The organism is Pseudomonas asplenii, from assembly GCF_001293465.1.
GTDB classification, from domain to species: Bacteria; Pseudomonadota; Gammaproteobacteria; order Pseudomonadales; family Pseudomonadaceae; genus Aquipseudomonas; species Aquipseudomonas fuscovaginae_B.
On the sequence record NZ_JSYZ01000027.1, the window covers coordinates 28106 to 49161 of the forward strand.

18 protein-coding genes are annotated in these 21056 nt (G+C 65.4%); 6 read left to right on the plus strand and 12 right to left on the minus strand.

Going from position 1 to position 21056, the window contains the following annotated elements; translation table 11 throughout:
- The 4 genes from ycaC to PF66_RS28625 form a co-directional block, all read right to left on the minus strand.
- Positions 1-572: isochorismate family cysteine hydrolase YcaC (gene ycaC, locus PF66_RS28610; protein ID WP_054064557.1), on the minus strand; the 572-nt coding region annotated here is incomplete at its 3' end.
- A gap of 73 nt (positions 573-645) precedes the next feature.
- Entirely contained in the window at positions 646-2484 is a 1839-nt protein-coding gene (locus PF66_RS28615; RefSeq protein ID WP_054059283.1) for an amidohydrolase, read from the minus strand.
- 46 nt (positions 2485-2530) lie between these two features.
- Positions 2531-2947, minus strand: coding sequence for a DoxX family protein (locus tag PF66_RS28620; protein ID WP_054059282.1), 417 nt, complete (start codon positions 2945-2947; stop codon positions 2531-2533).
- Between the two features lie 250 nt (positions 2948-3197).
- Positions 3198-4121, minus strand: coding sequence for a LysR substrate-binding domain-containing protein (locus PF66_RS28625; RefSeq protein WP_054059281.1), 924 nt, complete (start codon positions 4119-4121; stop codon positions 3198-3200).
- A 260-nt stretch (positions 4122-4381) separates the two neighbouring features.
- Here PF66_RS28625 and PF66_RS28630 point away from each other — a divergent pair, with 260 nt between their 5' ends.
- Complete coding sequence (locus PF66_RS28630; RefSeq protein ID WP_054059280.1) at positions 4382-4837, plus strand: helix-turn-helix domain-containing protein; 456 nt, start codon at positions 4382-4384, stop codon at positions 4835-4837.
- Positions 4838-5080: 243 nt separating this feature from the next.
- Positions 5081-7867 carry an ATP-binding protein gene (locus PF66_RS28635; RefSeq protein ID WP_054064536.1) on the plus strand — a complete coding sequence of 929 codons (2787 nt, stop codon included), beginning with the start codon at positions 5081-5083 and terminating at the stop codon, positions 7865-7867.
- On the opposite strand, the gene PF66_RS28640 is transcribed toward PF66_RS28635, so the two are convergent.
- Both PF66_RS28640 and PF66_RS28645 read right to left on the minus strand, forming a co-directional pair.
- Complete coding sequence (locus PF66_RS28640) at positions 7859-9310, minus strand: ATP-binding protein (protein ID WP_054059278.1); 1452 nt, start codon at positions 9308-9310, stop codon at positions 7859-7861. The genes PF66_RS28635 and PF66_RS28640 overlap by 9 nt on opposite strands.
- Positions 9311-9495: 185 nt before the next feature.
- Positions 9496-10446, minus strand: a complete 951-nt coding sequence (locus PF66_RS28645; protein WP_054059277.1) for a GlxA family transcriptional regulator — start codon at positions 10444-10446, stop codon at positions 9496-9498.
- A gap of 223 nt (positions 10447-10669) precedes the next feature.
- Here PF66_RS28645 and PF66_RS28650 point away from each other — a divergent pair, with 223 nt between their 5' ends.
- The 4 genes from PF66_RS28650 (at position 10670) to PF66_RS28665 (ending at position 14122) form a co-directional block, all read left to right on the plus strand.
- Entirely contained in the window at positions 10670-11392 is a 723-nt protein-coding gene (locus PF66_RS28650; RefSeq protein WP_054064537.1) for a pirin family protein, read from the plus strand.
- A gap of 114 nt (positions 11393-11506) precedes the next feature.
- Entirely contained in the window at positions 11507-11707 is a 201-nt protein-coding gene (locus tag PF66_RS28655) for a hypothetical protein (protein ID WP_152973102.1), read from the plus strand.
- 159 nt (positions 11708-11866) lie between these two features.
- Positions 11867-13057 (plus strand): cyanate transporter, encoded by a 1191-nt coding sequence (locus tag PF66_RS28660; RefSeq protein ID WP_054059274.1) that lies wholly within the window; start codon positions 11867-11869, stop codon positions 13055-13057.
- A 153-nt stretch (positions 13058-13210) separates the two neighbouring features.
- Positions 13211-14122, plus strand: a complete 912-nt coding sequence (locus PF66_RS28665; protein ID WP_054059273.1) for a DMT family transporter — start codon at positions 13211-13213, stop codon at positions 14120-14122.
- A 6-nt stretch (positions 14123-14128) separates the two neighbouring features.
- Here the strand turns inward: PF66_RS28665 and PF66_RS28670 are convergent, their stop codons facing one another.
- The 6 genes from PF66_RS28670 to PF66_RS28695 are packed head-to-tail and all read right to left on the minus strand — an operon-like array spanning position 14129 to position 21037.
- Positions 14129-15544 (minus strand): amidase, encoded by a 1416-nt coding sequence (locus PF66_RS28670; RefSeq protein ID WP_054059272.1) that lies wholly within the window; start codon positions 15542-15544, stop codon positions 14129-14131.
- A 2-nt stretch (positions 15545-15546) separates the two neighbouring features.
- On the minus strand, positions 15547-16887 hold the full coding sequence (locus tag PF66_RS28675) for an aspartate aminotransferase family protein (RefSeq protein ID WP_054059271.1): 1341 nt from the start codon (positions 16885-16887) through the stop codon (positions 15547-15549).
- Positions 16865-17992: an aminotransferase class III-fold pyridoxal phosphate-dependent enzyme gene (locus PF66_RS28680; RefSeq protein ID WP_054059299.1), complete on the minus strand. Its 1128-nt coding sequence runs from the start codon at positions 17990-17992 to the stop codon at positions 16865-16867. Before PF66_RS28680 ends, PF66_RS28675 begins: the two co-directional genes overlap by 23 nt.
- Positions 17993-18001: 9 nt before the next feature.
- A complete protein-coding gene (locus PF66_RS28685) occupies positions 18002-18883 on the minus strand; it encodes a TauD/TfdA family dioxygenase (RefSeq protein WP_054059270.1) in 882 nt (293 codons plus the stop codon).
- Entirely contained in the window at positions 18858-20423 is a 1566-nt protein-coding gene (locus PF66_RS28690) for an AMP-binding protein (protein ID WP_054059269.1), read from the minus strand. Before PF66_RS28690 ends, PF66_RS28685 begins: the two co-directional genes overlap by 26 nt.
- A complete protein-coding gene (locus tag PF66_RS28695) occupies positions 20420-21037 on the minus strand; it encodes a thermostable hemolysin (protein WP_054059268.1) in 618 nt (205 codons plus the stop codon). Before PF66_RS28695 ends, PF66_RS28690 begins: the two co-directional genes overlap by 4 nt.
- Positions 21038-21056: the final 19 nt, after the last annotated feature.

The window sequence follows — 21056 nt, forward strand, 5'->3', positions numbered from 1 at the left end:
CGCTGCGACAGCAGGTTGCCCAGGCCTTCGATGTCGTTGCGCCAGTCACGGTGCAGCTCACAGGCCACCGCGAACCAGTTCATCATCTGCGCGCCGGCCTGGGTCATGCGGTTCCAGGCAGCCTGCTGTACGGTGTCGTTGAAGGTACCGGAAGCATCGGTCACCACAAACACGTCGAAGCCTTCAGCCAAGGCCGACAGGGTCGGGAACGCCACGCAAACGTCGGTCACCACGCCAGCGATGATCAGTTGCTTGCGGCCGGTGGCCTTGATCGCCTTGACGAAGTCTTCGTTGTCCCAGGCGTTGATCTGGCCTGGACGGGCAATGTACGGCGCATCCGGGAACATTTCTTTCAGTTCCGGCACCAGCGGGCCGTTGGGACCCTGTTCAAAGCTGGTGGTCAGGATGGTGGGCAGGTTGAAGAACTTGGCGCAGTCGGCCAGGGCCAGCACGTTGTTCTTGAACTCGTTCGGCGAGAAGTCCTGCACCAGCGAGATCAGGCCGGTCTGGTGGTCGACCAGCAGAACCACCGCGTCATTCTTGTCCAGGCGTTTGTAGGGAACGTTGCTCATTTCGAGGCTCCATCTATTAGACAGCGAGGTGAAGGGGCGCCGGTCGGATCGACCGGCGCCGTAGGGTGGGAAATCAGAAGGCGAAGCAGGAACAGCCGAAGGCGCCCCAGAAGCCCTGGAAGTCGCTGACCGGCACGTTCGACTGACGGGCCCGCTCATGACTGTGGGCGTGCACGGCGCAAGGGCCGCTGCACAGGTGGACCTGCGCCTGCATCGGCGCATTCGGACGCCAGTGCCCCGGCACCTTGGCCACCGGCGACCAGTCCGGCAGCACCGGCAGGCTGCCCGGGCCGAGCTTCTCGAAGTCGTCGGCGGCGTATACCACCTTGCCGCCGACCACGGTCAGCACCGACTCGATCCACTTGATGGCTTCTTCCTCGACGCTGAAGAAGTCGGCGCTCAAGGCCGCCAGGTCGGCCAGTTGCCCGACCTTGATCTGGCCTTTCTTGCCCTGTTCGGAGGAGAACCAGGCGCTGCCGTGGGTGAACAGTTCCAGGGCGGTGGCCCGGGACAGGCCTTCCTCATAGAGCGACAGGCCGCCCACGGTGCGACCGCTGACCAGCCAGTACAGCGAGGTCCACGGGTTGTAGCTGGAGACACGGGTGGCATCGGTACCGGCACCGACCGGCACGCCTTCGGCCAGCATGCGCTTGATCGGTGGCGTGGCTTCGGCGGCCTTGGCACCGTAGCGATCGACGAAGTACTCACCCTGGAACGCCATGCGGTCCTGGATCGCGATACCGCCGCCCAGCGCCCGCACCCGCTCGATGTTCTGCGGGGTGATGGTTTCGGCATGGTCGAAGAACCAGGGCAGGCCGTTGAACGGAATGTCGCGGTTGACCTTCTCGAACACGTCGAGCATGCGGCTGATGGATTCGTTGTAGGTGGCGTGCAGGCGGAACGGCCAGCGATGCTCGACCAGGTGGCGAACCACCGGTTCCAGGTCGGCCTCCATGCTGGCCGGCAGGTCCGGACGCGGCTCGAGGAAGTCCTCGAAGTCGGCGGCGGAGAACACCAGCATCTCGCCGGCCCCGTTGTGCCGCAGGAAGTCGTCGCCCTGGTGCAGCTTGACGCTGCCGGTCCAGTTCTTGAAGTCGGCCAGTTCTTCCTTGGGTTTCTGGGTGAACAGGTTGTAGGCGATGCGCACGGTCAGTTGCCCGTCCTTGGCCAACTGCTCGATCACCTGGTAGTCATCGGGGTAGTTCTGGAAGCCACCGCCGGCGTCGATGGCGCTGGTCAGGCCCAGGCGGTTGAGCTCACGCATGAACTGGCGGGTCGAGTTGACCTGGTATTCCAGCGGCAGCTTGGGCCCCTTGGCCAGGGTCGAGTAGAGAATCATCGCGTTCGGCCGGGCCACCAGCATGCCGGTCGGCTCGCCGTTGCTGTCACGCACGATCTCGCCACCCGGCGGGTTCGGCGTGTCACGGGTATAGCCGGCCACGCGCAGGGCGGCGCGGTTGAGCAAGGCACGGTCGTACAGGTGCAGTACGAACACCGGAGTGTCAGGCGCGGCCTGGTTGAGCTCATCCAGGGTCGGCATGCGTTTTTCGGCGAACTGGAATTCGTTCCAGCCGCCGACCACGCGCACCCACTGTGGCGTCGGCGTGCGGTCGGCCTGGTCCTTGAGCATGCGCAGGGCATCGGCCAGCGAGGGCACGCCTTCCCAGCGCAGTTCGAGGTTGTAGTTCAGGCCGCCACGGATCAGGTGCAGGTGCGAGTCGTTCAGACCCGGAATCACGCAACGCCCCTTGAGGTCGATGAGCTGGGTGCCCGCACCCCGAAAGGCCATGGCCTCGGCATCGGTGCCGACCGCCACGAAGCGGCCTTCACGGATGGCCACGGCGCTGGCCCGGGGTTTTTCACGGTCAACGGTATGGAATTGACCATTGAACAGAATCAGATCGGCGTTCATCGCGTCTCCTTCGTCAGGGTAGAAATGGAAAAGGCTCGCCAGCGGCTCAGGCAATGCGCCAGATCCCGGCGAAACGATCGTTGAGCGCCAGTCGTCCGGGACCGGCGATGAAAAGGCTGGTGAAGAGGATCAGCAGCAGCCAGGCGAACTGGCCTTCGGCGAGGGTCCACTCCGGGTGCACGAACACCAGTGCCACCAGCAATACACAGAGAATAGGCAAGCAGGCCAGGCGTACCAGTACGCCGGCGATGATCAGCAGCGGGCAGAACACTTCGGCGAAGATCGCCAGCAGCAGGGTCAGGTTCGCGCCCAAGTGGAAAGGGTCTTCGATGTTCTGCAGCTCGGCGCTGTAGTGCAGCAGTTTCGGCAGGCCATGGACCCAGAGCAGAAACACCGCGGCGCTGACGCGCATGAATAGCAAGCCGAGGGCCTGCGCCCGTTCATTCCAGCACGAAGCGTTCATGATCCACCCATCACCAAGAGAAACCACCGGCGTCGGGACGCCGGACTGTTTACCGATAGTGCGGGGGCGGGCTGCGGAAAAATTGAATGTACGTGCTCTCTTTCCAGAGAAGCGGTGTTCAGGCTGTCATGGCGGCCGTCGAGAGCCCGGGCAAGGCTCGATGGCCTCTTCGCGGATGAATCCGACTGCCACGCAGCGCATGCCTTGAGAGCGGCGCTGGCCTTGTGGGGGACTCATCGGCGAAGGCCCTCTAGGGCGCGGGGATGTTCAGTGGCGCGGACATGAACTGCGCAATCCGCGAACGCAGCCAGCGTTCGGCCGGGTCGTTGTCATGTACGCCGCTCCAGGCCATCGACAGTTGCGCCGCATCGATCTCGAACGGTGGGTCCTCGGCGCGCAGGGCGCAACCTTCGACCAGGGCGCAGGCGGCATAGTCGGGCACGGTGGCGATCATCTCGGTCCCCGCCAGCAACGCCCGCAACCCGCTGAACTGCGGTACGCCCAGTACCACCCGGCGGGTGCGGCCGATCTTCGCCAGATCAAGGTCGATGTTGCCGCTCAGGTCGCCGGAGAACGACACCATCGCATGGGGCCGCTCGCAGTACTCGTCCAGGGTCAGCGGGCCCGGGCGGTCGTCGCCACGCAGCACCTTGCAGGGAATGTCGCGCAGCATCTTGCGCTTGGCGTTGGCCGGCAGGTCGGTGGTGTAGCTCACGCCGACGGAGATCTCCCCGGAGGCCAGCAGCGACGGCATCAGCAGGTAGTTGGCCCGGCGCACCACGACGATGATCCCCGGCGCCTCCTCGCGCAACTGGCTCAGCAACGGCGGGAACAGGCCGAACTCGGCATCATCGGACAGGCCGATGCGAAACACGTCGCGACTGGTCGCCGGATCGAAATCCTTGGCCCGGCTGACCGCGCCGGAGATGGTGTCCATGGCCGGCTGCAGTTCCTTGAGAATCGCCAGGGCCCGTGCCGTCGGCTCCATGCCGCGGCCGTTGCGCAACAGCAGCGGGTCGTCGAACAGGTCGCGCAGGCGGCCCAGGGCCGCGCTCACGGCCGGCTGGCCCATGAAGAGCTTTTCCGCGACCCGGGTCAGGTTCTTTTCAAACATCAGGGCTTCGAAAATCACCAGCAGGTTCATGTCGACGCGGCGCAGGTCGTTTCGGTTCATCGGCACAGTCTCCTCATCGGTCAGCCGGGGGCGATCCTCCAGTATCCATCGGCGCCCACCTTCTATACTTGAAAGCATGTGCTCAGTTGCCAGCCTTGCGCCACACCCTGGCCGGACACGGAATTAACAACGTTTAACTCGCCCCTTAACGGCCCTCGTCCAACAATGGTGACCTCAACCCCTACCTGTATTTCCCGTGGGACGGTGCTGACTCGACGTGCTGTGCGCCAGCGCCCCTCACCTCGACACGGACTTTGGCCATGGTTCAAACACAGCACATCGCCGCTGCGCCCTGTGCCAGCGAAACCCGCAATTCCACCACCGGCGGCCTGTCGCCCTGGCGGGAAAACCTGGTCAAGCAACTGATCCTCGAGCGCCTGAGCGAAACCCTGGAGATCAGCGAGCTGGCCCGCGCCTGCTCGTTGTCGCGCAGCCATTTCTCCCGGGCCTTCAAGTGCAGCACCGGACTCTCGCCCCAGGACTGGATTCGCCAGCAGCGGATCGAGCGGGCCAAGCACCTGATCCGCGAGACCGACCTGAGCCTGACGCAGATCAGCCTGGACTGCGGGTTCTGCGACCAGGCGTACTTCTGCCACATCTTCACGCGAAGTGAGGGGATCAACCCGTTCGCCTGGCGCTGCCAACAGTTGGCCGACAGGCCTGCCCGACGGGGTGAGCGCCACCTGTGCTATGTCGAGAAGCCTTGCGCCCGGTAATCCCGAGCTCCACCGCCCTGCCCCTCGCCGCCACACCCTGCCGGTCATCCGTCGTGAAACGGATGGCAGTTGCCCCGGCGGCCAGGGGCAACCTGCCACTACATTGCACAACCGCCAAAACCTGAGGAATATGCACGGATATTGCGTGATGGACAGGGCCTTGCGTGCGCCCCGGATCATCCGCCGCCTCCGTCGACGAACCACGGAGGACGATCAGAAGAAAAAGCGAGCAGGAGTGACCCGTTGACCCTTTCACTCGAGCAGGCCGTGCGTTTCGGCCCCTATCGAACCTATCCCGGACAACGCCTGATTCTGGAGGGCGACCGCCCTCTGCGACTGGGGCGGCGGGCCATGGACATCCTGTTGATCCTGCTCGAGCACGCCGGGCAGTTGGTCAGCAAGCAGGAGCTGATGGCCCGGGTCTGGCCCGACAGCGTGGTCGAGGACATCAACCTGCGGGTGCACATCGCCGCGCTGCGCAAGGCATTGGGCGACGGCCAGGCCGGGCAGCGCTACATCGTCACCGTGGCCCAGCGCGGCTACAGCTTCGTCGCCCCCTGCCAGCGGGGCCTGCTCGAACAACAGCCGCAAGGCGCCGCGCCGGCCAGCCACAACCTGCCGATACGCCGGACCCGCATGATCGGTCGCCAGGCGCTGCTCGCCGCCATGCTCCGGCACTTCTCGTACCAGCGCTTCATCACCCTGGTCGGCCCCGGCGGCATCGGCAAGACCACCGTGGCGCTGAGCGTCGCCGAGCAACTGATCGGCCGCTATCGGGACGGCATTCGCCTGCTCGACCTGGCCCCGCTCGACAATCCGGCGCTGGCCGCCACGCATCTGGCGACGCTGCTGGAAATTCCCGTGCAGGAGACGGACCCCACCGCCAGCATCGTCGCCTGCCTGCGCGAACGGCAGATGCTGCTGGTGATCGACAACTGCGAACACCTGCTCGACGCCGTCGCGCCGCTGTGCGAAAGCCTGCTGCGGGGCGCCCCGCAGGTGCATATCCTGGCCACCAGCCGCGAGAGCCTGCGAGCCGAAGGCGAGTTCGTGCAGCGTCTGGACTCGCTCGACTGCCCGCCGCCGGCAGCCGCCCAGGACCACGCCCGGGCCCTGGATTTCCCCGCCCTGCAGTTGTTCGTCGAGCGGGCCATGGCCAGCCAGGACAGCTTCGAACTGACCCGGGAGCAACTGCCCCAGGCCATCGAGATCTGCCGCCGCCTGGACGGCATTCCACTGGCCATCGAACTGGCCGCCGCCCAGGTCGACGACCTCGGCCTGGACGGCCTGCTCACGCAGTTGCAGGACAGCTTTCGCCTGCTGGCCCAAGGCGGCCAGACGCCATTGGGCCGCCACCAGACCCTGCGCGCCACCCTGGACTGGAGTTACCAACTGCTGACCGCCAACGAGCAGACCTGCCTGCGTCGGCTGGGGGTGTTCCGCGGCAGCTTCACCCTGGATTCGGCCACCGCGGTGATCAGGGGCGCGAACGTCGAAGCCGGTGAGGTGTTCGCCTCGATCACGCAACTGGTGGCCAAGTCGCTGCTGAACGTCGAGGTGGGTGACGAAGAGGTGTTCTACCGGCTGCTCGACACCACCCGCCACTACGCCCTGGAAAAACTCGACCTGGCCTGCGAGTTGCCGGGAACCCGCAGGCGCCACGCCGAACGCTGCCTGGCCCTGATGGAACAGGCCCAGGTCGAGTGGGAACACACCGCTACCGAACGCTGGCTGGAGCGCTACGCCCGCGGCCTGGAAGACTTGCGCGCGGCGCTGGACTGGGGGCTGGGGCCCCAGGGCCCGCAAAGCCTGGCAATCCGCCTGGCGGCCGCCTCGGCGCCCCTGTGGCAGGAGCTGTCATTGCCCAAGGAACACGGCGACCATGTGCGCAAGGCGCTCAAGCTGCTCGAAAGGACGGCCGATCCCTGCCCACGCCTGACCATCGCGCTCAAGCTGGCCCTGGGCAACGCCTGCTACCACAGCCAGGGCGGCAGCAGCGAAACCATCGACACCTTCAGCAGCGCCCAGGCCCTGGCCGAATACCATGGCGAACTCGGCGGCCAGCTCAAGGCGGTGTCCGGGCACATGACCGCCAACCTCAGCAACGGCAACTACCGGCTGGCCCTGGAACTGAGCCGGCAGTTCGACCAGTTGGCGCTGGGCGATACCCCGCTGTCGCTCGGCACCCAGCGCCTGCGGGTGCTGGCGCTGCACTATTCCGGCGACCAGCACCTGGCCCGGGAGCTCGCCGAACAGGTACTGCAGCGCCTGGCCCACAGCGATCACGTCAACCGTTTCACCCGCGACTTTGGCGTGCAGTACGACCAGGGCGTCGCCGCCCTGACCGTCCTGGCACGCATCCTCTGGCTGCAGGGCCTGCCTCAGCAGGCCTGGCGCACCGCCCGGCAGGCACTGGACCTCGCCCTGCAGGTCAATCATGGCACCTCGATCTGCTACACCCTGGCGCTGGCCGGCTGCCCGATCGCCTACTGCAACGGCGACACCGAAACCGCCCGGGAACTGCTGCAGACGCTGCTGGGCCAGGCGCAGAAGCACTCGGTCGCGCTGTTCCAGAACTGGGGCCGGCATTACGCCCAGGTGATCGACAAGCAAACACCGGTCACCCTGATCCCGGCCAGCAGCGGCCTGGTGAAGGAGATCCTGGTGACCCTCGACCGCCGCCTGGTCGACGACGCGTTGCTCGAACGCGCCGAAAGCGGTGCGGCCGGCTGGAGCTGCGCGGAGATCCTGCGCGCCCAGGCCGAAAAGCTGCTGGCACAGCATCACCTGGAAGCCGCCGAAGCCATGCTGCTCAAGGCCATCGACATAGCCCGGGCGCAAGGTGCCCTGGCCTGGGAACTGCGCAGTGCCACCTCGCTGGCACGGCTATGGCAGCAGCAGGGTCGCTATTGCCCGGCCCACGAACTGCTGGCGGCGGTCCATCGGCGGTTCAGCGAAGGCGGCGAGACACCCGACCTGCTCGTGGCTGTGCAACTGCTCGATCAGTTGGAGCCACGCCGGTCAGCCTGAGACCCGCTGCGCCCACCCCAGATACTCGACATGGCGCTGCTCCACCAGGCGCTGGTGCCCGCTACGCTGCAACTGCTCCAGCGCATAGGTGCGGGTGGTGTTGAGCAGGCGGTAACGCGGCGCACCGCTGCCCTGCTCCACTCCCAGCAGCGATTTGTCGGTCAGGCTGGCCAGCAATGGCGGCAGTTGCGCCGGTTCCAGCGGTTCAAAGCCAACGACCGCGATGGCCGCCTCCACGGTGAAGCCCATCTTGAAGACCGCCAGGCGCTGCAACAGGATGCGTTCCGGCGGTGCCAGGCGCTCGTAGCTCCAGTCAAGCGCCGCCTTGAGCGTCCGGTGGCGCGGCTCGGCGGTTCGGCGGCCCTGGGTCAGCAGTTGGAAACAGTTGTCGAGCTGGGCCTGCAGGCCCACCAGCGCCAATGCGCCGATCTGCGTTGCCGCCAGCTCGATCGCCAGCGGCAGACCGTCGAGCCGACGACAGATATCGCGGACCGCGAGCAGATCCCGCTCGCGCAGACAAAAGCCCTGCTGGCAAGCCCGGGCCCGACTGACGAACAATTGCACCGCCGAGTAGCCCATGGCTTGCTCGACGCTGTGCAGTGCCGACGCCGGTGGCACCGCCAGGGGGGGCAGGCGCTGTACGTATTCATCGCAGGCCGCCAGCGGCTCGCGGCTGGTGACCAGCAGCGACAGCCGCGGTGCCGCCGCCAGCAACTGCCCGGTCAGGGCCCGGCAGTCGTCACGCAACTGATCGCAGTTGTCCAGCACCACCAGGGTATGCCGTTCGGCCAGGCCGTTCAGGTCGTTGTCCAGTTCCAGGCTGCGCGCCAGTTGCCCGACCACCTGCGCCGGATCCTCGAGCGTGGCCAGGTCGATCATCCACACACCATCGCGGTAGTGCTGCAACAGCAGTTCGGCGACCCGCAGCGCGGTGGTGCTCTTGCCGACACCGGCCGGTCCGGTCAGGGTCATGAAGCGCCGCACCGGCAACTGACGCACCAGGCTGCCGACCAGCGAATCGCGTCCGGTCACCGGCGTCAGCCGGGCCGGCAGATTGTGCTGGGGCCTGAGTGCGGTTTCCAGCAGGACCGGCAACGCCGCCTGTTCGCGCTGCACCGAGGCAATGAAGCTGTAGCCGCGCTGCGGAACGTTGATGATGTAGCGCTGACCACCCTCGCCGTCACCCAGGGCCCGGCGCAAGGCGGCAATGTGCACACGCAGGTTGATTTCCTCGACCACCGAGGTCGGCCAGACACGGGCGATCAGTTCGTCCTTGCTGACCACACTACCCGCCTGTTCGAGCAGCACCTGCAGAATATCCAGCGCACGGCCACCCATGCGCAGCGGTCGCTCGCCTTCCAGGACCAGTCGCTGGCGCAGGTGAAAGGCATAGGGGCCAAAGCGCAGCAGCGCATCGCCCGCCCATTGTCTGAGGCTGTTCATCTATACTCGCAGGCCCGAGCCGGCCCCGACATCGACGTGGCCAGAGCCGACGCGCGAAGTGTTCCAGCGGACCCACACCTCCCTTGCGAAATATCCGCATCCATCTTGGCAGGCATGGGTGACGGAACAACCGTCCCTGGGGGAGCGTTACGGACTTCCCGGTGCGCGAGGCGGACAAACGTGCCTCAGCTGAACTGCTCGCGGTACTGGATGGGGGTCAGCCCGAGTTTTTCACCGAACAGGAAACGCATGTGTCGCACGCTGCCGAAACCGCTCTTGTAGGCCACGGTCTTGAGCGGCAGGTCGGTGCTTTCCAGCAGGCTCCGGGCGTAATCGATGCGGGCGTTCTGGACGAACGCCATGGGCGTCATGTTCGTCTCGCGCAGGAACATTCGCGAGAAATGGCGTGGGCTCATGTTCACCAGGGCAGCCATGCTCTGGATGCTGAACGCTTCGTCGAGGTGTTCGAGCACATGGTTCTGCACCCGGGTCACCGGCGTCTGCTGCGGTGCGACCGCCGCGGTCAGCGGGCTGAACTGCGCCTGCCCGCCATGACGCTTCATCACCACCAGCAGAACCTTCGCCACGTCCTGGGCGACCTTCTTGCCGTGGTCCTCGGCCACCACCGCCAACGCCAGGTCGATACCGGCGGTGACACCACCGGAGGTCAGCAGCCTGCGATCGCGCAGGTAGATCCGATCGGTCTCGACCATGGCCGCGGGAAAGGCCTTGACCAGGCGCTCGGTGTAGTTCCAGTGGGTGGTGACACGGTGGCCGTCGAGCAGACCGGCATGCCCCAGCACAAAGGCCCCCGTGCAAACCGAACCATAGCTGGTGGCCTTTTCGGCCGCCTGCCGCAGCCAGTCGACCAATTGCGGATGGGTCCGGTTGTAGCCACCGGGACCGCCCGGGACCAGCAGCAGGTCGTAGGCCGAAGGCGGCTGGTCGAGGCCCTGGTCGGCCTGGACGCGCACGCCGTTGGAGGCGCGCAACGCTCCCGGTTCGCTGCCAATGGTCAGGAGCTGATAGTGGTCAGCGGGCTTGAGGTAGCGGTTGGCCATGGAGAACACCTCCATGGGCCCGGCCATGTCGAGCAGCAGAAAGTCAGGAAACAGCACCATAGCCACGGTTTTCATTGCTTGGACATCACTTCACTTTCAACGGGGAGCGCCCACACGATCACCCGGGGGATGGCTACCCGGCGCGACTGTGGTGCATGGCAAGGATACAGGAGGGGCGACCCAGACTGTCAACTGGAGAGAGACGGTCTTTCAATTTCCATCTACTTATTGAACTGATGAGTAAACATTAAGCTGCTCCTCACTCGGACGAATCCACGTCCCCCAAGGAGAATTCATCATGCTCACGCTTCGTAAAGCTTCCGACCGCGGCATTGCCAACCATGGCTGGTTGAAGTCGTTCCACACCTTTTCCTTTGCCAACTATCGCAACCTCAACGAGCAGGGTTTTTCCGACCTGCTGGTGATCAACGATGACCGCGTCGCGGCCGGCAAGGGCTTCGGCCAGCATCCGCACCGGGACATGGAGATTTTCTCCTATGTGCTCGAAGGGGCCCTGGAACACAAGGACACCCTGGGCACCGGTTCGGTGATCCGCCCCGGCGACGTGCAACTGATGAGCGCCGGTACCGGCGTGGCCCACAGTGAGTTCAACCACTCCCACGACGAGCTGGTGCACTTCCTGCAGATCTGGATCGTGCCCGACGTCAGTGGCGCCACCCCGCGTTATCAGCAGCAGCATTTCAGCGAAGAACAGAAGCGTGGCCGTCTGGCCCTGATCATCTCCCCCGATGGCGACCAGGGCTCGTTGAAGGTCCGCCAGGACGCGCGGGTCTATGCCGGCCTGATCGATGGCAAGGAAAGCACCAGCCTGGAACTGGCCGAGAACCGTTACGCCTATGTCCACGTCGCCCGCGGCAGCGTCGAGCTCAACGGCCTGGTGCTGCAGACCGGTGACGGCGTGCGGGTTCGTCAGGAACGCCTGCTGACCCTGGCCAATGGCGCGGATGCCGAAGTGCTGGTGTTCGACCTGCGCCCCGAAGAACTGCCGCAAATGCCATGAGGCCAATCGACAGCCCGGGGGCCTGTTGCCCTCGGGCCGTACCCATGGGCCGGCTACCCGCAGGCCCGCGCTTGTGGCATCAGACCGCTGGTTGTGTTCGGCATCGCCCGTGGCATGCTGAGCTGCAACCTGCAAGCCGCCACGGTCAGTGTGCTCGCTCGTCAGCTGGATACCCCCTCCAACCTGTGCCCGGTGCCGGGAGCGGTGATCGTCTGCGCGGGCATGGGACTGTCCGGGCGCTCGCTGCCCATGCCAGACCAAGGCAACGCGCCCCTGACCGGCCGGCTGCGGCGCATACCGCTCGACCCGTCATGACGACCAGGCAGGACGGGGCCGAACGCCTGCCAGGCGCCTGCCGGTGGGTACCGTCAACCCGGTATCCACCTAATTTTTCAATCGCCCCCATTAGTTTTTCAAATTGCCCCTGTCGACAAGCGGTGGCCTAATTGGAGCTTTGTCATGGAAGGCTCCCACATGGAAAACGTTAGAGCTTCAAGCGCTCATGCCGTCTGGCTGATGGTCAGCGTGGTACTGGTCGCGCTCAATCTGCGGCCCTCGATGGCCGCTGTCGGCCCGCTGCTCTCGGCGATTCGCGGTGATATCCCACTCAGCTTCAGTGCTGCCGCCCTGCTGACCATGTTGCCAGTCATGGCCATGGGCCTGGCGATGTTTCTCGGCATGCGCCTGGCCCTGCGCTTCGGCGAACACCGCACCATCGTCGTGTCGCTGCTGGTGATCGGCCTGGCCACCGCTTCGCGGCTGTACCTGAACAGCACCACCGAGCTGATCCTCAGTGCGGTGCTGGCCGGCCTCGGGATCGCCCTGATCCAGGCGGTGATGCCGGCGCTGATCAAGTCACGCTTCAGCAACAACGTCTCGCTGTTCATGGGGGTGTACGTCACCTCGATCATGGGCGGCGCGGCGGTGGCGGCTTCGTTCTCGCCCTTCGTCCTGGCCCAGACCGGCAGTTGGCGCATCAGCCTGGCGATCTGGGCGTTGCTGGCGCTGGTGGCGCTGGTCATCTGGTACGCCCAGCGCTCGGCGGTACCGGCCTTGCCACAGGCGCCCGGCAAAACCCGGCAGGAGTCGTTCGCCGGTAACTCGCGGGCCTGGCTGCTGGCGATTTTCTTCGGCCTCGGCACGGCGTCCTATACCTGCGTGCTGGCCTGGCTGGCCCCCTACTACGTGGAGAAAGGCTGGAGCGAACAGAGCGCCGGCCTGCTGCTGGGCCTGCTGACCGCCATGGAAGTGGTGTCCGGCCTGGTCACCCCGGCGCTGGCCAACCGCAGCCAGGACCGGCGCCTGGTGCTGGCCGTATTGCTGGGGCTGATCATCGCCGGTTTCTGTGGCCTGATCCTCAGCCCGCAACACTTCACCCTGCTCTGGCCCTGCCTCCTGGGCCTGGGTATCGGCGGCCTGTTCCCGATGAGCCTGATCGTCTCCCTCGATCACCTGGAAGACCCCCGCCGCGCCGGTGGCCTGACCGCCTTCGTGCAGGGCATCGGCTACCTGATCGCCGGCCTGTCGCCGCTGATCGCCGGGGTGATCCGCGACCAGTTGGGCAGCTTCGAATGGGCCTGGTGGTCGCTGGCCGCGGTGATGGCCGTGATGATCCTGATGGTGCTGCGGTTCAACCCCAAGCATTACGCCCAGCATATCCGCTAGTCATCGACGGTCCTTTCAAGCCAGGTCGCCCGGCATGGCTTGAAAGGACCGCCTCTTCTGCTGCGACACCCCCCTGCCCCGTCTGTCCCTGTTCAAACCGGGCACGGGGCATTCGCCCACCCGGGCCACTCACCCTCATTCCTGGAGAAACTCATGAAACAAGTCGGTTTCGCTGCCGCACATTGGGGCATGCTGATCTGGGCGCTGCTGATCGCTGCGTCATTCTTCGCTGCCGCCGAAGTCGGCCAATCGATTGACCCGATCCTGCTGACCGGGTTGCGCCTGCTGTTTTCCGCGCTGCTGTTCCTGCCGCTGCTGCTTCTGAACAACAAGTCTGCGCTGACCGCCAGGGGCCTGCTGGCCCACGCCGTGCTGGGCCTGCTGCTGGCGGCGTATTTCGGTTCGCTGTTCGAGGCGTTGCGCTATACCACGGCGGTCAACACCGCGACGCTGTACACCCTGGTGCCGCTGATGACCCTGGGCTTCGAGGCCTTTCTGTTGCCCAGCGCCAGCCTCAGGGCGCGCCTGCTGCCGATGACGCTCGCCGCGGTGGGCGCCGTGCTGCTGATTCTCAAGGGGGCCGCTCCGGGCGAGTTGCCCGCCCCCTACCCGGTGATCGTCTTCATCATCGGCTGCCTGGCGATGGCGCTCTACTCGCCCCTGAGCCAGCGCTTCAAGAACAAGGTGCTCAAAGGACGCGACCCGGTGGCGATGACCTTCTGGAACATGCTCTTCGGCTCGCTGTTTCTGTTGGTGTTCTGCGTATTCAGCGGTGGCTGGCGCAGCGGTGCGCTGCTGACGGGGCGGGATCTGTTCTGGCTGGTGTACCTGGCGCTGTTTGGCACCCTGGCGACCTTCTGGCTGCTGCATCGGGCCATCGGGGTGATCGCCCCGTCGACCGTGATTTCCTATGTCTACCTCAATACCCTGTTCGTGACCCTGTTCCACTGGTTCTGGCTGGGCCAGCAACCGACGCTGGTGGAAGCCGTCGGTGCCGTGCTGGTGGGTGTCGGCATGGGCGCACTGGTGCTGGGCAGCCGTAGCACCAAGCCGGTCCTGGCCTGAGAAACCTCAGCGCAGGACGGTGCCCCGGGGCGCCACCGGGGCCCAGCGTTCCAGTTGACGCTCAAGGAGCGCCGCCACCGCCAGCAGACGCGCTTCCTGCCAGTGCGGCCCCACCAGCTGGATGCCGATCGGCAGGCCGGTGTCGGGATCATGGCCGGCGCGAATGACCACCGCCGGCGAACCCGACAGGCTGAACGGGAACACGAAAGCGTAGCGATCGCGGTCTTCCAGCGACTCGCCATGGGCGAAGGCGACGTCCGGGTACACCGGACAGATGAACAGGTCGTGCTCGGCGAAAAACTTCGCCAACTGGTAGCGGAAGGTATCGATGGCGATCCAGTCACGCTTGAGCTCATCCACGCTCAACTCGACCTGCTCACTGCGCCGAACCAGTTCCGCCGTGGCCGGGGTATAGGCCTGCTTGCCCATGGCCTGGAACAGTTTCTGCCAGCCACGGCCGGCGTCCGCGCCGGTGATGAACACCCGCCAGAGGATATCGCAGGCTTCGTCGAGCATCGAAGGGAGCGCCGGACTCACGTCGGCGACCACACCTTGCAGGCAGGCCTCGACGCGCTGCAGCGCCTCTTTCACCGCGGCGCTGGCCCGGGTCCGGCTGGACTCCCAGGACAGTGCCACCCGCAGCTCGCCCAGGGGTTTGCTCTGGGCGAACGGCACATCGACCGTATCCGGATCCTGGCCGTCGGCCCCGCTGATCAACGGCCCGAGCAGCGCCAGGTCGTCGACATAGCGGCCCATCACGCCAAACGCCGAGGTCAGGTGGAACAGCCCGGAGCGGTCGTTGGGGAACTGGCCGGTCAGGGGCACCCGCCCCTGGGTCAGCTTGAGCCCGCAGATACCGTTGAAATGCGCCGGAATCCGCACGCTGCCACAGGCGTCCGAGGCCAGCCCGGCCGGTGAGCAACCGGCGGCGATGGCCGCCGCCTCACCGCCGCTGCTGCCACCGGCGGAACGCTGGGCATCGTAGGGATTGAGCGTGCGCCCGTACAACAGGTTCTCGGTTTCGAAGGCCATGCACAGCTCGGGCACGTTGGTGATGCCGAGAATGATCGCACCGGCTTCGCGCAGCCGCGCGACCACCGTGGCGTCCTGCCGGCTGGGCTCGCCGAGCAGTTCCTCCAGGCCGCGCGACATGCGGAAGCCGCGCACGTGGCAGACATCCTTGATCGTCAGCGGTACCCCGTGCAGAGGGCCGAGAAACCTGCCGCGGCTGGCCAGTTCATCGGCTTCCCGGGCCTGGCGCAGCAACTCGTCGAGGGACTCGAGCTGAATCACGGCATTGATCGCCTGGTTGCGCTCGGCGATGCGTTGCAGATAGAACTCCAGCAGCTCGACGCTGGTCAGCGCGCCGCGGCGCAGCAGACCGGCCATTTCCCGCAGGGTCAGGGTATCCGGATTGAACATGCTCACCCCTCCGCCTTGCTGCGCAGCAGCTTGTTGGGGATCTGATACATGTTGCGCACCACCAGGGAGAACGCCTTGATCCCCAGCCTTGGCCGCCGGGCGATGGCTTCCAGCGCCTCCTCGGTCATGGTCAGCACATGGCGCAGGGCCTCGGGCGTGATGTTCAGTGGCGGGTAGAAACGCAGCACCGGACGCCGGGCCTTTTCATTCATCGAATGCCCGGCATGGATACCGCGCTTGCCCAGTTCCATGCTCATCAGTGCCTCATACACCGAACCGCGCAGACGCAGGCCGGTCATCAGGCCCACCCCCGGGACATCCTCGATGATAGCCGGATAGCGCTCGGCCAGTCGTTGCAGGCCATGGCGCAGCAGGCCGCCGTTGATCCGCGACTGCTCGACCAGGTCGTGCTCCTCGATGTAGTCGATGGCCGCCAGCGCCGAGGCGCAGGCCACCGGATGGCCGCCATTGGTGCGCTGGTCGGGTTCGATCTCGGCCAGCGGGAACTGCCGGCTCAGCCGCTGGCTGTACATGGCGCAGGCGAACGAGGTGTAGCCACCGGTCAGGCCCTTGGAGAGGATCATGATGTCCGGCACCACGTCGTCATACTGCACCGCGAACCATTTGCCGCAACGGCCGAAGCCGGTCTGGATCTCGTCGGCCACCAGCAGGGTCTCGGTCGCATCGCACAAGGCGCGGATGTTGGCCATGTAGCCCACCGGCGGCACCTGCAGGTGCGCCCCCCCGAGAATCGGCTCGACATACACCGCGCACACGCCCTCGCCCACCGCTTTCTGCAGGGCGGCGAAGTCGCCGTACGGCACGTAGGTCACCTGTGGGGCATGGGTGCCATAGCTGCGATGGTGCTGTTGCTGGCCAAGGATGCTCATCGCCGCCAGCGTCTTGCCGTGGTAGGAGTCGCCCATCACCACGATGCCGCGGCGGTTGCTCTGTACCTTGAGCACATAACGCAGGCTCTGTTCGATGGCCTCGGCGCCCGAAACCATGTACTGGACATCCCCCCATTCGCCCGGTACCACATCCCGCAGGCGCTCGGACAAGGCATGCTGCAGCGGGTGCACACGTCCTTCCGGGACCCAGGCCATGCGGTTCAGCTGGTTCTGCACCTGCTCGCGCACCAGCGGGTTGCGATGGCCGACGATGAACACGCCATAACTGCAGGCACAGTCGATGAAACGCTTGCCGGCATGGTCAGTGACGTAGATACCGTCGGTGTGCTGCTCGACGCTGGTCTTGCCCAGGCGGTAGAGCTTGGCTGCCGAGGCGCTCCAGTGGCGCTGGCAATCGTCCAGCAGTTGTTCATGCGGCAGAGTTAAGGACATGGCTGAGAGTCTCCTTGATGATCTGGGCGGCACGCTGGACAGGTTCGGGGCGCGCGGTAACCGGGCACCGCAGAATCAGTTCGCGGCCCCGTGGCACGGTGACGTAGACACCGCGTTCGTAAAGGATCTGGCACAATTGGGCCGGTTTCAGATCGCCCGCCAGCGGCAGGCTGACCCAGCCTCCGTAGGCCACCGCCCCCAGCGGAGCGAGCGTCTGAGCCAGCAGCCGACCGTTGTCCAGGCACTGCCTGGCACAGTCATGCTGACGCACATAGTCGAGCGCGGTCAGCGCGGCCAGGCAGGCCATCGGATTGCCCGCAGTGGTGCTCCCGTGTTTCGCCGGGCTGCTGCGGCCATAGACCTGGTAGGCCATCTCTTCGCTACAGGTGTAGGTACCGATGGGAATCGCCCCACCGCCCAACGCCCCGCCCAGCACCACGATGTCCGGGCTGTTCTGGTAGCGCTGGAAGCCGAACAGCTGGCCCAGGCTGCCCAGGCAGGTCTGCACATCGACCGCGATCACCGGTGCCGAAGCCTTGGCGGCGCGGGCATACAACTGGTCGAGCAGCGCCTGATCGATCAGCCGCAGGCGACCGCCCTCGTCGATCACCGTGCTGGTATGGCAAACCGCAAAGCAGTCGGCCCAGTCGACCTTGTCCAGGTCGGCGACCTGCTGGATCGCCACCCGCTCGAAGCCGAGGAAACGCTGGATTTCCTGATAGTCCGTCGATGTGCTCAAGCAGCGCCCGTAGCTCAACGAGCCGTAGTCGCCGCCCTGGATGAAGACGATGGTGTTGCCCTTGGGCTTGAGGCCCTTGCACAGTTTCAACGCACCTTCGAACGCCTCGTCCCCGGAACTGCAGACATAGGAGCTGACCAGCGGCGCGGGCAACAGCTCGGACAGGGTGCGGCACAGGCCGATCAGCGGCTCGGACATCAGCACGCGATTGGACAGCCCCATGAGGCCGGCCTGGCGGCTGACGGCCTCGATCACCTGAGGTACCTGGAAACCGAAACCGCCGCTCAAGTCGATGATCTTGCGACCCTCACCGTCGGTATAGGTCTCGTACTGGCCGGTAATGATCTGTTTGTCAGTATTTTTCATGAAAAGCTCTCAACGGTAGCTCAGGGCATTGAAGATGCGTCGACGGTCATCGACGATGGCCTGACGACCATGCATGACCCGGCGGTTGTCGATCATCACCATGTCGTGGTCGCGCCAGCCGACCGGGTAGGTTTCCTGGGCAGTCACCGCGGCGATTTCGGCCAGGAACTCGGCCGGGATCGGCAAGCCGGAGACGGTATCGATCACCGGCGCCTCATAGTTGAAGGACGGGCCGAGAATGCTGTTGGCGAAAGCCGGACGCTGGCTGAATTCGGAGACCAGGATCGCCGGCGTGCTGAAGGCGTAGTGGATCGAGTCGTCGGCCGGGTTGAAGGTGATCTGCGTGCGTGGGTCATCACCGGTGATCTGCAACAAATCCTCGATGGTCACCGCGGACGGATCCGAGAGCGTCGAGGAATAGTGGCAGACCAGCCGACGCCATTTGTCTCCGGCCACGGTGCGGCTGTAGCGGATCGAGTTGTGCTCGAAGAACTCGCGGCACTCGGCCGACAATTTCCCCAGGACCTTCTCGCCATCGCACAGGGTGGTCTGCGAGCCCTTGCGCGGTGCTTCCTGGCAGTAGAACCAGGTGATGTCGGGCCAGAACGGCGAGTTGCCGTTCTCGCAGTGCAGGCCGACCGCATCGCGCCCGGCATCCACCAGTTGCGCCGCGCCGCCGACCATGACCCGTGCCGGGTCCAGGCTCAACCGCGAACTGTTCTGGCGCACGAAGGCACTGAAGTCTTCGGCGCTGTGGATGCAATTGCGAAACAGCACGATGCCGTAGTGGCCAAGCAGTTCATACAGCTCGGGCTTGCCCAGGCTGGTGAAATGCCGGGGCTCGATAATCGAGACGGCGGGACTTTCAGAGTGATAGGCAGGCGAGTTCATGGGTTGCATTCCCTTGCAGTGTGGAGAAAACAGTGGCGATGTCGGCGCGCTTCGGGCGGCCGGTCACGGTGTAGAGCTGTTCGAGCAGCGGATCGTCCTTGGTCAGCAGCCACAGGCGGCTGGGCCGCTCGATGTCGGAAAAGCGTCGCGCCGACCAGTGGGCCAGTTCGGTCCGCTCCGGCAGAGACTCGACGCAGAGCAGGGCCACCAGGCCATGCTCTTCATCGAAAAACACTGCGGCGTCGCGTACCCCCGGGTACTCGCGGTATTCCAGCTCGACCTGCTCCGGGCTGACGTTGCGGCCGTTGGGCAGGCAGATCACATTCTTCTTGCGCCCGTGGACGTACAGGTAGCCATCGGCATCCAGCGAGCCCAGGTCGCCGGTGTCCATCCAGCCATCCTCGGACATCGAACAGGCACTGGGGTCCAGGCCCGAATAACCGCTGAACAGCGAGCTGCTCTTGACCTCGATGGTCTGGTCGGCGCCGATGCGCACCTGGACGTGCGCCAGCGGTTTGCCGACGCTGCCCAGACGCTGGTGCAAGGCAGTGTTCATGCTCACCACCGAGGCGTTCTCGGAGAGCCCGTAGCCCTGGAACACCGGGATCCCATCCTCGGCCAGGGCCTTGAGAATGTCGACGCTGACCGCCGCACCGCCACAGGTGATGTGCACACCCGAATGCAGGTAGCGCGACAGTCGCTCACCCGGCTCGTCGCCCTGGGCCAGTTGTTCGTAGAAACGGTTGAGCATCACCGGCGGCACGGTCATCGCCGTCGGCTCGACCCGCAGCAGCCAGTCGATCAGACGTTGTGGCGAAGCCCCCGGCTCCCCCAACAGCGGCTCCGCTTCCGGCAGGAAGAACACCGTCCCCCCTGCGAGCAGCGGCAGGTAAGCAGCGGTGACCTGTTCCAGCAGCAGGCTCAACGGGACCAGCGACAGGTAGCGACGGTGGGCATCGGCAGGCATCCCCTGACGCAACGAGGCCAGCACGGCCCCTACCGCCGCCGTGCTCAGGCGCACCCCCTTGGGCCGGCTGGTGGTGCCCGAGGTATGGATGATCTTGCAGATCCACTCGTCATCGCCCGCCACATTCAGCAGCGGCTGCTCGATGGCCGGCAGGTCGAGCCGGCGCAGACGCTCCTCGGGGAAGTCCAGCAGCCAGCGCTCGGTCAAGGTACGCAGCCCCGCGTGATCGACCAGGAAGCCATCGCAGCGCGTGGCCAGGTGCTCGGCCTGGGACTGACTGAAGGCCAGTGGCAAGGGCAATGCGGTGATGCCGGCGAACAGGCAGGCCAGGTCGGCCACCAACCAGTCACTGCTGTTGCGCGTTGCAATACCCAGCACCACCCGCTCACCCGCGCTGCCGGCACTGAAGCGCCGTTGCAGCTCGGCGGCCAGGTTCAGGGCTCGCTGCTCCAACTGGCCATAAGTCAGGGTGCCCCCCTGCTCCAGGCCGTTTGCCGCACAATCGACCGCGCAGATGGCATCGCGATTGACCTGCAAGGCCTGCCGCAAGTCGGCAATGAATGCACCGCTCATGGTTGCGCCCTCGCTGGCAGGTCGGTCGGCAACTGGCTGAACAGCGTATTGAGGGTCAAGGCGGCGAAGCGCGAGCGTTGCGGGTCGACGCGAATGAAACCGGTCACCGGCTGTTTCGAGTAGTAGCTGCCCCAGCTCTTGCCGTCGTCATTGACCAGACGGTCCGGATCGGCGGCGAGCAGCGGCTCGAACACGATCTGGCAGCTCTCCATCATCTCCCGCACCCGCGGTGTGACCGTGCACAGCAGGTAATGGGCGCCCATGCACCAGGCCAGCAGCGGGATCATGTTGACCATGATGATGCCCGCGGTCAGATGGTGGGAAATCAGGTTGCCAATTTCGGCGATGTTCGAGCGATCGATGGTCTTCTCGAAGCGCCGCGACAGAATCACCTCGATCGGCTCCGACAGGTACTGTTCGGAGAACAACGTCCGGTGATCGGCAAACGTTATACCGGCGCAAGAGAGAATCTGCTCATCGGCATCCTGCGTCAAAGCAAAGTACTGCGGGTTGGGTTCTACACTGGCCTTATAAGAGCTGCGAAATTTTTCTTTCACAACTTCCGTCGCCTGTATCCACAACGGTGTCTGATTTTCCGTGACACGTACCAACATTTCGTCCTCCTCCGTCCCT